Raw genomic sequence first — 14,140 nt, forward strand, 5'->3', positions numbered from 1 at the left:
GTGATGAGTGATGGGTGGCAGGTTGCAGATATCAGTTGTTGGGTATTAGGTTGAGGTGGTAGGTAATGAGTGATGGGTGATGAGTGATGAGTGATAGGCAATAGTTTGCAGTGGTCAGGGATCAGGTGGCAGCGTGGCAGGTGAAGGATAAACCGATCGTGCAATGCAGGCAGCGTCAGGTTATTTCCTGTTTTCTGGCGGATGTTTGCAGCTAAATAAATTGGCTATTGTAAAAAATCAGAATTGCAGTTTCCGGCGTAAAAAATCTCCACCTGAATGAACGGATGGAGATCAAACTGAATCAGGTTCAGTTTAGTATAATTATTTTTAAAGCCCAATTGAACTTGTATCCACTTAGCTTTATTAAAGCAGCTTTTAAAGGATTATAAAAGGGCACTTAAGTGTTGAAAATCTTTGATTTTTCTTCTGAAATGAATTTAAATAACTTAAATGTTTTTAAATAATTTTAATCAGGCTTAATCTAAACCATCGTATCATTCGCTGTCTTATTGGCTGAATTATTAGCTGTGTCATGCGAAGCTTCAATTCCGGACACCACTTCTTTGGCATCCTCTTCGGGAACGGTCTGCGGGCTCCATTTTGCATGTCTTGAAGGCTTAAGCTTATGACCCATTGTTTTGGTATACACTTTGGTGAATTCTGCCCCGAAAAAGATAATCTGGAAGCTGTAATTGATCCAGAGAAGCAGTAAAATAATGGTTCCTGCGGTACCGAAAGAGGAACTGGGGTTGAACTTATCAAAATAAAAAGTCAGGATATATTTTCCCAGCGTAAAAAGGGCTGCTGTTACGGCTGCTCCTACCCAAACCGATTTCCACTGCAGCTCAACATCCGGCAGGATTTTGAACATGGCTGCGAAAAGGAAAAGGGTAACCAGCAGGCCCACCACAATATTGATGATGTTTACAAAAATCAGGGTCTCAAGGCCGAAACGGCGGATGACCCAATCATTGGCGAGGCCGATAAAAGAGCTTAACAGCAGGGTAATCAGCAGAAGGAAGGCAATGACCACGATCATCCCCAGGGAATTCGCACGGTCGAGAAGATATTTTTCCCACGCTTTTTTCGGAGCGGCCGTTACATCCCAGAGCTTGTTAAGGGATTTCTGAAACTGAAAAAACAATGAGGTGGCCCCAAAGACCAGCGTAACGATCCCGATAATTTTCATGACGACATTCTTTTTATCCACCATGCCTCCTATAACCATCTCTTCGAGGCTCTTCCCGACATCTTTCCCCATCATACTTCCGATGAGCTTTGTTATTTCACCACGTACAGCTTCCTCACCGAAGAAAATCCCCGTAATCCAGATCACGATAATCAGAAGACCCGGGATTGAAAAGATTGCGCTGTAGGCAAGGCTGGCGGCTTCCGTGCCTAAATCCCGTGCGCTCCAGTCTTTATAAGTCCCTTTAAGGATTCCCCAAAAATTGTTCAGTATTTTCATAATTTATTTTTTGATGATGCAGCCGGCAACACTTTAATGTTACGGGCGGCCGTCAGATATTTTTTAACACCTTCAAATTCCGTACCTGCCTGAAAAGAGTGGTATCTAAAGGTTTTTTCTGTATAGCCTGTACTATTTTCAAAGTGATGGAACTGCAGGAGAACGAAGTAAAATAACTGTATCCGTGAAATGGCTGACGGTAATTAAGTTACCCTGTTGCATTGCTGCTGAAAAAGACAAAAACAGCCTCTTATCAGGGCTGTTTTAACGTATCATAAAGCAGTTTTAATTATTACCGCTTCGTTGGCCTGTTCAGTTTTATGACAGTCATTGCTGGATCAGGCCTGAGCCTTCTTTCTGCGGCTCGAAGGTAATGACGCTCTGCCTCAGCATTTCTGCGGGGAACAGCTGCAGGGCACCGTCCCGGGAGCTGTGCCGGAACTGTTTGTTTTTCCCTTTTATTATGCCGGTAATCTTTTTGTACACCTTGTCAAATTCTTTTGCCTTCACCTGCAGGGTATGCACGCCTGACGCGTGCCTGATGTTTATTTTCCTGAAATTCATTATGCTGTTTTTTCAATTTAGTTCCTTAACCCATACTATTATGATGCCAGAGCCCCTGTTTCTCTGTCATCCCGTACTTAAATTGACAACAGAAGTACGGGAACTCAACTTAGGAAAAGCCATGGTCTTATCCGTATCTGTGAGAAACAGAATGTATCTTCCTGTAAAAACCAGTGGATTGCTTCCGGGCTCCGGCAGATGTGAAGCTGTTAGTATTCGTTGGTTATGAGTACGACAATGAGTACCTTTGCGGTATGGATATTCAAGAAACTGAAAAACAGATACTGAAAATTGTTAAAGAAAAATACGACAAAACCGGCGGGCACAACGGCAATGCCTTCGGAGACTTTGACCACCTTCTGAACCTGCCGCTTATGGAGCGAAACGCACTCCTGGAAAGAATGGCTGCGGAAAAGAAAATTATGGTATTTAATGGTCCTAATTACCGGATGATCACCCTGCCAAAGTAAAGCTGCTGACTATTCAGGGGTTTTTCTGTACCGGATTTTCATTAGCCTGCAGGCTCTTAATATGAAAAAGCAATAACAATAAAAGCTAAATAATTAAACCTTCTCCACCTTATTATTGTGGTTTCAAATCTATTAAGTATTGATCTGAAACTATCCAATCCAGTCAGGCATTTGTCCTCTCTATAGCATATCGCTCTTTGTACAACTGATGATCAAAGGAATAATCATTATCCGTATTTGAGTTTCTTTTATTGTGAGGAATATTAGCTGTTATTTCCAATTCTAAAGTTTTTAACCCTAGCTTTTCAGCATCAAACCCGGCAGTAAAATCCAAAAAGAGCCCATCCACTTGGATTAAATCAGTACCAAAAGACAAGGTTATTAAAGAAAATCGTTTAGTGAGGGCTATCAGATTGAATTATGGCAAAATGATATTATACCGGTAACAGGATAAAGATTTCAAAATGATGAACAGGACATCAACCGATTCAACCTATTTATTGTATCAGATCTGTCCCTGCCCGCAGCTTATAATCTTTCCGACGGGTGATTAAAAACTCACCATTCGTTTTTAAACATACAGCCTTCCGGTTTCAGGCCTTCTGCCGTAGATAACGGATATCAAAACTATATTCAGAGGTTAGGAATTCACTTTAATTAGTCACATACCTTAGAATTTTCAGTTCTGTACTGACGGCTAAAAACAAGAATATTCAAAAATCCTGCACTAATCTTTTGATATTTAACCCTTTGAAAACATTTATATTTTTTCTTGTTTGTTTCATTTTTTTATTTAGCTTTACCTCGTTAAAAAAATTAATAATCCATGAAAAAATTCGTTTTACCTGTTTTTGCTATTGCGATAGCATTAACTTCCTGCTCACAAGCAGATGAATTATCTAACAATGACGGTTCTCTGTCTGCACAGCACAACACCCAGCTTTCATCCAGAACAGGTGGATATGACAAAAATTTAATAAAAACGGCTCCCCTGCAGGATCAGCTGGAATACAAAGATTTTTATCTGAGAGAAGCGGCAGCATTTGTTAAAAAACTGAACTTAAGTACCAAAGACCTGATTAACCTATGCCATGCATCTGAAGGTCAGGAAAATACGGTTATCTTAAGGGATATTGTGGAGTTTTCCAAAGACCAGGGCAGTTACAGTGAAGAACTGGAAGCTGAATACCTAAGCCTTAAGGATGCATTTAAAGATATCGACGAGGGTAAAAACTACAATATAGCCCTGTACATTCCGGAAGCTGAACTGCTAATCAGCCATTACAACGAGAATAACAGCAGCGATACCTATTATTTCGCCCAGCTGGATGACAGTTCACAGAATAAGTTTTTTTACAATTTATGGGACGAAACCAAGCAGAACTTCACCCCGGCAAATAACTTTGTTACCGAGAATGATGCTGAGGCTTTTGCAACAGGCGGACGGGCACTTTTGGTATTTGATATACAGGATGTCTCTTTAGATCCGAACCCGAACTTCCCTCAAAAAGGCGGAAACCCTGTTTATTCACCACCAAGCAACCCACCTTCCCCTAATCCGAGCAAACAGTATAAGGTTGGGAATATGACGATAAAAGACCATAAGGAATCTTATGTTGCCGGTGCCTCTGAAATTACTGTTCAGATGTTCAGGTATGAAAATGGAGTGTCCCAGAAGATCAGTTATATCAACAGTACTACAGTAGGACAATCAGAATTTATCTTTGCCGAATTCAAGCGGAAAGATGTAAGACAGCAAAACCAGCGTTATATTGGCGCTACCCTTGGCGGGATGATCAATACTGCTTCAAATGTTTACCCGAATACCAGGCTTTTATATACCATTTATGAAGCAGACAACTGGCCTGTACAGACCAGATATGATTATTTCAACGTTAACGGGCAGAACTCCAACATCAAGTACGGATCTTCTGACGGCTATTATTACTCAAGCAACCAACACTCATTGTTAATGACGAATTATGCAGATAACGGAGCAATCAGATTCTCTCCGTTCTTACAGTAAGATGAAAATAAATCAATTTATAGTATTTTCCTTTTTAGGATATGTAAACTTTTGTTTGGCCCAAACCGGGCCAGACAAAAAGTTTAAAGTGGACGCAGGCGTTGAATTCAGGATCGTTCCTTTCAACTTCAGAAATGCGGAAGGACTATCAACTTCCAATCAGTTCTTTCTGTATAATCGTGACAAGCATTTATCCGGGAACAGCATTAATGTGGGGATTGAATACTTCTTTCTCAAACATACCACCATAGGCATCAGCCAAAGCTTCAGATATGATCAGCTCTATTCAGATTATAATCTGAATAATCCTAATGATTTTTCATCTGCCGATCAGCATATGCGGTTTATTGCAGATACCGAAGTACAGTTAAAACAGTATATCCCTTTAAAAAACAGCAATCAGTATCTTATTGCGAATATCGGGTACGGTTTTATGAATAACAATACTTTATTCCATGTAACAGAAGTATATGAGAGAAATGCAGACGGGCAGATCATGTTCAGCAGGTCCAGTGAAGTGGATTTCCAATTTCAGGCTTATAAAATCGGTGTAGGCTACAAGTACAAAAAATTTGAAGCCATAATAGGTACTTACATCGTGGAAAAGCATAATTTTGATGATTATACATCAGGATTCGGCATGCCTTTTTTAAGGCTGAATTATAATGTCCTTAGTTTTTAAATAAATTATCAGCAGATAACTGATGAACTTCCTACAGGCTTTTATGGAGCTTGAAAATTACCGGCAGGCCTTAAAACTTTATATGTATATAAAGTTTTTGTCTTTTACCCCCCTCCTCTTAATACAGCGTCTTATACCCAAAGAAACTCTGTGATTACATGTTTCGTACGTTTAGTGTTTTTATCTGCTCCGGGTCAGCTGCTTGTAAAATCATATTAACAGGATGCCTGAAAAATCTTATCCGATGATCAGATAAGATCGGTACTCATGCATGCATTCACGAAAAACATTTTTTCTTATCAGGCATAATAATCTTAACTATAAGCTGATCAGTTACCGGTAATGTATCATACGACATTCCCTGTCGCCTCCCGGAACAGCTTCAGTGTTGTCTGAATAATAAATCTTTCCGGCTTTAACAACAATTCATTACCTCTTCTTCCGGTTCCAGAACATCAGAGCCTGTTCTTTTATTTAAAGCATACAAACACTCTATGACGTTTTGTCTGAGTTACTACTACCTCCTTTATAAACAATAAATAATTGTAAATCAATCAATATATCATTGCTTAAAAAACAAATATGTGTAACTTTGCTGTATGATGAAATAAAACACGACACGTTCTGTCGCTTTACAGGAATACCTTTGTCACATGATATGGAAAAGACAAGAAAAAAATTCAATAAAGTTGACATAATTCACATTAAACAGTTGTAACACAGCTTTGGAATGTGAAAAAAAAGAATACTTTTGCAACGTTTTTAAAAAATTGATAACACTGAAAATAGACTAAGCATGAAAAAACTCTATGTAAGCGCACTTACCGTGTGCGCTGTCATGTCTGCCTGTGCCCAGGAAACACTCTGGCAGAAGGACATCAAATCCGCTACGCAGGATTTTCTCTCGCAGGTAACCACCACTATCGACCAGCAATACTTAATTACCGGAAGCTCTATCCAGAGCGATAAGCTGCAGAGCAGCGACAATAAGCAGAACCAGGGGTACGATTTTCATTTGGTTAAACTGAACCAAAGAGGAGAAGAAGTCTGGGAAAAATATTTCTCGGGACAGAACCACGATTTTTTGTCTGCTACGGTTAACACCCAAGAGGGTGGCTTTCTTTTGTCAGGCACTTCGTATAGCTCGCAAGGCCTTGATAAGAAAGAGGATTCCAAAGGCGGTTCAGACCTCTGGCTGATCAGGATTAATGAATTCGGGGATGAATTATGGCAGAAAACCATTGGCTCAGCATCTGATGAAGAAGCCAGAGCCGTGATCCAGACTACGGATTTAGGATTTTTTGTGGCAGGGAATGTTGCCTTCGGCTCCGCTCAGGCAACGGGCAAAGGCTACGGTTCCAAAGATGTGATGGTCATAGGGCTGGATAAAAATGGGAAAGAGATCTCACAGCTCATTTTAGGCGGGAAAGGCCTGGATGAAGTGGAAAAAATGATCCCGACCAAAGACGGCGGGGCTTTACTGGGCATCTATTCCAGAAGCAATACCGGAGGATCAAAGAAAACAGAGAACTATGGCGAAGGCGATTACTGGATCATTAAATTAAATAAAGACGGCAAAGTAGAATGGGAAAAGAATTTCGGGGGCAAGGGCGATGACCATTTAAGGACTTTGGCATTGACACCGGCAGGCTATTTAGTTGGCGGTGAATCCAGATCGGAAAGATCAGGCAATAAATCGGTTGGCATCGAAGAAGGAACCGACCTGTGGCTGGTCTCTTTGAATGAAAGAGGTGAAGACCTGTGGCAGAAATCGTACAGCTTTAAGAACCGTGATGTGCTGATGGGGATGAGTGTTGTAGGCGGGAAGTCTGGAGGAGTTCTGCTTGGAGGGTATACCCAGGCAGAAGGAAGGATTGAAACGGATGATGAGAAATTCTGGATGCTGTATCTGGATGAAAACGGAAATGAGCAGTGGCGCAAGCATGTGAAGGGAGAATCCAGTAAAAGAGAAGAAAGGTTATCGGATATAAAGCTGAACCGGGACGGCTCGATTATCCTTGCCGGAACCAGTGCCGAGGAACTCGGGAAAGAGAACTGGAAGATCGTGAAACTCGGGGATCAGCAGATTGACCAGCTGATCGAAAAGCAGGACATCAGGATCTACCCGAACCCGGTGAATGATTATGCGTATGTGGAGATCGGTCTGGAGGATGGAAGCGGAAAGCTGGGTGACGGAAAATCAGAAGCGGAGATTACGGTATATGATATGGGGGGAAGACAGCTGCAGAGCATTAAAACAAAGAATAAAGTAACGAAGATCAATACGCAGCCGCTGGTGCAGGGGGCTTACCTGGTGAGTGTAAAAACGGCTGAGGGAAAAACGGCGAGTGCGAAACTGATTAAGAAATAATAAGATAAACAGACCATGAAGAAAATTGTAATATATGCAGTAATGCTGGCGACGCTTTCCGGCAGCATTTCTCTTTCCGGACAGGATAAAATTGAGCTTCAGAAATATGACTACGTTACGAACGGTGATACCAATATGTTCCAGGGGATTCCCAACATCGGGTTCCCGCTTTTCAATGTAGCAGTTCCTACGGCAGGGATCAGTATTAACCTGTCGGTAAACTATACCACTGAAAGCGCTTCTGCATTCAACCTGATCAGTGACGTAGGAAAAGGATGGAACCTTTCTTCCATAGGAAGCATTGTGAGAAGCAAGACGCGTAATGAACAGGATTATACCTTGAGCGGTGCCAGCGAAGCAAGGTCAGATGTCTATTACTACAGCTATCCTGGTGGCAGCGGCAAATTTTACATCGGCAAGGATGCCTCTTCCCAGGAGCTGACCGGGGTACATACCTCCCCTTCCAACGATAAGATCATCGTTACGAAAGACAATGCCCGGACGGATAAGGTAAAATCATTTACAGTGGCAGATACCCAAGGGAACCGTTATGTATTTGACAAAATCAACATCAATATACTGCAAAAGGCTTTTGATTTCGGCGGTGCGGAAACGAAGCTTATCAACAGCGGCTTTTTACTCTCTAAAATCTATAATGTAAAGAATGAGGAGGTTGCGGCCATTGAGTATGAAACAACCACAGAGCTCATCAATCCGGCAGTAGGCTCCATCCAGCAGCAGAAAATAAAGAAGATTACAGTTAACGGAACAGGGACAATAGAATACCTGTACCTGCCGAACAACCAGCCCCATAAGATAGGCGGCCCCGAAAGGGACTGGTATCAGCTTGACAAAGTCATTTTGAAAGACACACGAAATCAAATAGTCAACCAGTATCAGTTTTTGCAGAATTTTAGTTCCAATCTCGGTGAACTGATTAATTTGGATAAAAACAATAATCCGGTCCAGAAGTTTTCCTTTGAATACAACCAGGAACTTCTGTCAGGATACGGATATAAAGATGCTTTCGGGTATCCGGATATCCATGATCCGTGCAGCCTTGACGAAGGAGAATTGCAGACACCCGGAAGTACCAACAGAAATACGGCGGCGTACGGAACTTTAAAGCGTGTTACTTTACCTACCGGAGGATCTATAGAATATGAGTTTGAATCCAATGCCGTAAAAAAAGAACAGGCAGTACCCCAGTGCCCCTACGGACAGCCCTGTTTCTATAACAATCATGATTTTGATAAAATATATACCTTAAACTTTGATACGGCACTATCAGAATATTATACCGTTACGCTTCCTCCGGGATATAAAAGTAAATTATTTTATACATACGGATACCTATTCCACCCTTCTTCCCCTCCCAGGCCCGGCGTTCCGAATATTATTGAGTGCCTGGCAGGCGGCCCCGGCGGATATTCTGCAGGACAGCCTTTTATAAACCCTTATACCGGGAACGAATGCGGAGGAATACAGTATACTGAAGCGAACGGCCCCACACTGAACCTTCTTTTCAGCGGACCGAGAAAAGGGTATGGAACTCTGTTTATTTACGCTGCCAAAGATCAGGCGAGAGATGAAAATGAATATGGCTACGGCTTAAGGATCAAAAGCATCAGGAACTTCGATCCCGGCCAGGCAGCCCCGGTAAGCCACATCAGTTACCGGTATGATAATTTCAGTAATCCCCTGCAGTCCAGCGGAGAGACGCTGGACCTCTCCCCGGCAGTTGATTTTACAGACGGAAGGGGCAGCAACTCGGTAGGATATACCAACATTAAAGTAACCAACATGATCAACGGAAATTATTCTGAATATTATTTCATGCCGCAGCAGGAAATAAGTACCGGAAGCATCCCTTCTTTTGCCATGCTGGACCAGGATATGAGTGCCTACCTGAGGGCCAACGGGCTTTTGCGTAAAAAAGAAGACTATAATGCAGCAGGCCAGCTCCTTCAGAAATCAGAAATGAGCTATGAATTTAAAGAGGTGCCGCTGCCAAATATTACCCATGGATTAAATCCCGTAAATAAAATCAATATCTCAAAACAGGGCACCGTAACGGAAAGCTATATTGCTGCTTCTAAAAAGCTGGTAACCTCATCTGAAACCTATATTGAAGACCGCTACAACAATGTGGCCTTAACCAGAGAAACCCTGGCCGACGGAACGGTTACAGAAAAAACCTTCCTGTACCCTTCGGATAAAGGCATCCAGAAGCTGCTTACCGCCAATATGGTGAATATCCCGCTGGAAACCTCTACAAAGAGGAACGGGAAAACGGTAGGAAAAGCAGAAACCAGATTTGATGATGCCTCGCATCTTTATCCTACTTCTGTTATTTCTTACCATATGCAGACCCAGGCCCCGGTAACAGCTTCCACTTTAGATGTCTATGACAGCAAAGGGAACCTGGTGCAGGCAACAGTTAAAAACGGGATTCCGGTTACCACGATATGGGGGTATTACCAGAGCCAGCCTATTGCGGTAATCACGGGAGCCTCTTATGCACAGGTTTCTTCACTGGCTACGGTAACGGCTGCCATAGCTGCTTCCAATGCAGACCATGATAATCCTGCTCTGGAGCCTCAGTTACTTACCGCTTTGGAAAACCTCCGTAAAGATCCGGCATTGCAGAATTACACGGTGAGTGCAACAACGTATGATCCGATGATCGGGGTAACCAATTCCATATCCTCCAACGGGATCCGGACGGTAAACGTGTACGATGCAGCCAACCGGCTGATGAAAGTAACGGACGCCGACGGAAAAACGCTGCAGGAAAACCGGTACAACTATAAAAACTAACCATGATGAATAAAAAAATAACCAGAAGAAAAGCATCATCTGATGAAACAGCGGTAAGAAAATATTTTTCATTTCTCACGCTTCTTTTTTCATTGATCATCTCTGCGCAGAACAACCTGAGTGCAGATAAGAACTATATCTACACCAGGAGCTGCCTGGATGCAGACTGTATAAAAAAAGCAGAAGCCGTACAGTATTTTGACGGGCTCGGCAGGCCGGTGCAGACCATTGCCATAAAAGCCACCCCGCTCGGAAGAGATGTAGTGACCCCTGTGGAATACAATACGGTGGGGAAACAGGTGAAGGATTACCTGCCGGTTCCCCAGCAGGGAACTTCCGGAGGGGCTTTCTACGGCTCCCCTTTTGACGGTGTGACCAATGTTTACGGGAATGAGAAAATCTATTCCGAAAAAATCTATGACCAGGCCTATACCGACCGGGTAAAACAGGTGGTTTCCATAGGAACTGCATGGGTACAGAAACCGGTGAGCCTCGGCTACGAAACCAATCTTGACGGCGAAGTGAAGAAATATGTTGTGACGACCGGCTGGACGGAAGGAAGAACGGATTCACAGATCACACTTTCTACGCCTTATTCAGCAAATCAGTTAATGAAATCTTCGGCCACCGATGAAGACGGCAACACTACGGTGGAGTTCCAGAACGGTGAAGGCCGGACCATCCTGGTGAGAAAGAATGACGGGACGCAGGATGTGGATACCTATTACCTGTATAATGAATACGGCCAGCTTGTGTACGTAATCCCGCCCCTGGCTGTCGGGAATTCTGCGCCGGACCAGACCACCCTGGACAACCTGTGCTACCAGTACCGGTATGACGGTATGGGAAAGCTGGTGGAGAAAAAAGTCCCGGGTAAAGGCTGGGAATACCTGATCTATGACAGGCAGGACCGGGTCATCATGACGCAGGATGCCAATTTGAGAAGAACCGATAATACGTTCCTGGCCAAAGGATGGATGTTTACCAAGTACGACAAATTAGGGAGAGTAGTATATACAGGATTTTTTCCTTCAGCGGAAACCAGGGCTGCTGTACAGACTCAAATTAATAACCTTACGGTAAACCCTGAAAACAATGAAGCGAGAATTCCAAGCTCATTTACTTCAGACGGTATGCAGGTGTTTTATACCCAAAATGCCTTTCCTTCCACCGGGATCAGGGTGTTGGGTGTCAACTATTATGACTCCTACCCTGCTTACAGCTTCAACCCGGCTTTTCCTGCTTCCGTCATGGGACAGAACATTATTACCGATGCCCAGAATTCGGCCATCAGTACCCAAACGCTGCCTACCATGAGCGCAGTGAAAAACATTGAAAACCATAACTGGACAAAAACTTATATCTGGTATGACACCAAAGCAAGGGCTGTTTCCACCTACTCGATCAACCATTTAGGAGGCTATACCAGAACAGAATCTGAGCTTGATTTTGCAGGCGTTCCCAAACAGACCAAAGTCTATCACAAAAGACTGAACGCTGATCCCGAGAAAGTGATTACCCAGACTTTTGAATACGATGCACAAAACCGACTGAAAAAGCAGTGGCACCAGGTAGACAGCCAGCCACAGGAATTACTGTCTGAAAATTCTTATGACGAACTGTCCCGGCTTTCCAACAAAAAAGTAGGCAGCAATCTCCAAAGCATCGACTATACGTATAACATCCGCGGTTCCCTGGTACAGCTGAATGACCCTGCCGGCCTGGGAACAAAGCTGTTCGCATATGAGTTAAAATACTTCAATCCGCAGAACACGGCAGGCTCTGCCGGGAAATACAACGGAAACATTGCCGAAGTGACCTGGAAAACAGCCACAGACGGCGTAAAAAGAAGATACAATTACCGGTATGACGCTCTGAACAGGCTCACCAAAGGACTGTACTCCGAGCCGGAAGCCTCGGTTCCCCAGAATGACCTTTACAATGAAACAGTAACCTATGACATGAACAGCAACATCAGAACGCTGCAGCGAAACGGAAGGAATTCTTTGGGTCTGAAGGGGCAGATTGATGATCTTACCTACCAGTATTCAGCAAATCAGCTGGCTTATGTTACAGATGATTCCGATGATTACAGCGGCTACCCGGATGTGTCCGGGATTGCCATTGCTTATGATGACAACGGGAATATGAGCCACCATAAAGACAAAGGCATCCTGGACATTAAATACAATTATCTTAACCTGCCCGATTATGTAAAGTTTAATGAATCTGTACCCAGCAGAGGCGGCGCAAGATATGTTAATACAGTTTATACCTACCGTGCCGATGGTACAAAGCTGAGAAAAGAATACAACTATAAGGAAGCCAACACCTACTATCTGGCAACAAAAATCACTGATTATCTGGATAGTTTTCAATATGAAGCCGATGCAACACTGGCAGCTCCGGCAACAGTCCCTTCTTTGAAATTTGTCCCTACGGCGGAAGGTTATTACGATTTCGAAAAAAACAGGTATATTTACAGCTATACAGACCACCTGGGGAACGTACGTCTGAGTTATTTTAAAAATGCCTCCGGCAGCGCAGAAGTTCTTGAGGAAAATAATTTTTACCCGTTCGGGCTGAAGCATGAAGGATATAACCAAACTGTTGGTAATCCCTCGTACAATTACCAGTACAACGGCAAAGAACTGCAGAAGGAAACCGGCTGGAGCGATTACGGTGCCAGGATGTACATGGCGGATATCGGGCGTTGGGGCGTGATCGATCCCCTGGCTGAAACATCAAGAAGATTTACCCCGTATAATTATGCATTGAACAATCCGGTAATGTTTATTGATCCGGATGGAAGGAAAGCACAGGCCCCGGAAACAGAAATGACGGATTATACCATAGGAGCTAATTCATTCTGGGGGACCACAGGAGGCGGCCGTAAAAAACTTGTCCCTTTTCTGGGAGGACAGGATTTTTTGGGACAAATGTTTAACCTCGTGGATGCGGCTACTAAAAGATTGGCGGAAGATAATGGCGGTGGCCCAACCCCAAAAAACAGCACCGGACCGGGAATAGTGGGTATAATTACAAATTTCTTTAGTAAAATTCTTGGAAAATCTAAAAGGGATGCACAATTTTCTACGGTCTTACCAGGAGCTGTGATAAGCAGAGCCTGGACTTTAGAGGTAGGACAATTAGCCCGTGTAGGATTGGCGAATTTGGAGGCAGCGGGAACTATTTTAGGCAGAGCAGGAGTCTGGTCTCTTCCTTTGATGTTAAATGGAGACAGTTCGCATGCGCCTGCTTATGATATACCTCTTACGGGGGCAACAGATGTTACAGGTGAACCACAAAATGAAAATTTATATTTATATAGAAATATGAGGAGTGTAAACGGTATGCCTATGGTTGGAGAAGGTTTAGATAAATTAGGTTTAAGAGATAGAGATGTTAATCTTCTTTCTAACTCTACTATGATAACTTCTCTTTTTGAAAATGGGTTATCTGTTACTGCAGGCTATGGTAATGTAATACCGCCTAATGTTCCTGATTTTAGCAGAGGAAGAGGAACACTTTTTAGAATACCAGCAAGCTCTTTATTGTCATACGGTTTAATAGGCCTACCTGTCTTTAATCCTAATATTCCTAATTATGGACAAATACGTCCTGCATTTCCTATGAATGTAGGGACATTTAGAACATTAATACAAAGTACTGCTCCAACTTGGCAACCTGTAAAATAATTAAATATATGGAAGAAAGAAATATTATTATAAGAAAAATT

At 42.9% G+C, this 14,140-nt stretch carries 8 protein-coding genes; 6 read left to right on the forward strand and 2 right to left on the reverse strand.

Annotated features, from left to right (window positions below):
* Window positions 1–481: 481 nt before the first annotated feature.
* Both ASE55_RS08705 and ASE55_RS08710 read right to left on the reverse strand, forming a co-directional pair.
* On the reverse strand, window positions 482–1,468 hold the full coding sequence (locus ASE55_RS08705) for a YihY/virulence factor BrkB family protein (RefSeq protein ID WP_082474379.1): 987 nt from the start codon (window positions 1,466–1,468) through the stop codon (window positions 482–484).
* A gap of 327 nt (window positions 1,469–1,795) precedes the next feature.
* On the reverse strand, window positions 1,796–2,032 hold the full coding sequence (locus ASE55_RS08710) for a hypothetical protein (protein ID WP_056218001.1): 237 nt from the start codon (window positions 2,030–2,032) through the stop codon (window positions 1,796–1,798).
* A gap of 254 nt (window positions 2,033–2,286) precedes the next feature.
* On the opposite strand from ASE55_RS08710, the gene ASE55_RS08715 reads away from it, so the two are divergent.
* The 6 genes from ASE55_RS08715 to ASE55_RS08745 all read left to right on the forward strand — a co-directional run bounded on the left by ASE55_RS08715 (window position 2,287) and on the right by ASE55_RS08745 (window position 14,099).
* Window positions 2,287–2,502, forward strand: a complete 216-nt coding sequence (locus tag ASE55_RS08715; protein WP_056218005.1) for a hypothetical protein — start codon at window positions 2,287–2,289, stop codon at window positions 2,500–2,502.
* Window positions 2,503–3,328: 826 nt separating this feature from the next.
* Window positions 3,329–4,528, forward strand: coding sequence for a hypothetical protein (locus ASE55_RS08725; RefSeq protein ID WP_056218010.1), 1,200 nt, complete (start codon window positions 3,329–3,331; stop codon window positions 4,526–4,528).
* Window positions 4,529–4,616: 88 nt separating this feature from the next.
* Window positions 4,617–5,210, forward strand: coding sequence for a hypothetical protein (locus ASE55_RS08730; protein ID WP_128414536.1), 594 nt, complete (start codon window positions 4,617–4,619; stop codon window positions 5,208–5,210).
* Window positions 5,211–6,006: 796 nt separating this feature from the next.
* Complete coding sequence (locus ASE55_RS08735) at window positions 6,007–7,581, forward strand: T9SS type A sorting domain-containing protein (protein ID WP_056218016.1); 1,575 nt, start codon at window positions 6,007–6,009, stop codon at window positions 7,579–7,581.
* A gap of 15 nt (window positions 7,582–7,596) precedes the next feature.
* Entirely contained in the window at window positions 7,597–10,401 is a 2,805-nt protein-coding gene (locus ASE55_RS08740; protein WP_128414537.1) for a hypothetical protein, read from the forward strand.
* A 5-nt stretch (window positions 10,402–10,406) separates the two neighbouring features.
* Window positions 10,407–14,099 (forward strand): DUF6443 domain-containing protein, encoded by a 3,693-nt coding sequence (locus ASE55_RS08745; RefSeq protein ID WP_157844638.1) that lies wholly within the window; start codon window positions 10,407–10,409, stop codon window positions 14,097–14,099.
* Window positions 14,100–14,140 lie beyond the last annotated feature (41 nt).

Origin of the sequence: Chryseobacterium sp. Leaf201 (assembly GCF_001421435.1) — a bacterium.
GTDB lineage: Bacteria > Bacteroidota > Bacteroidia > Flavobacteriales > Weeksellaceae > Chryseobacterium.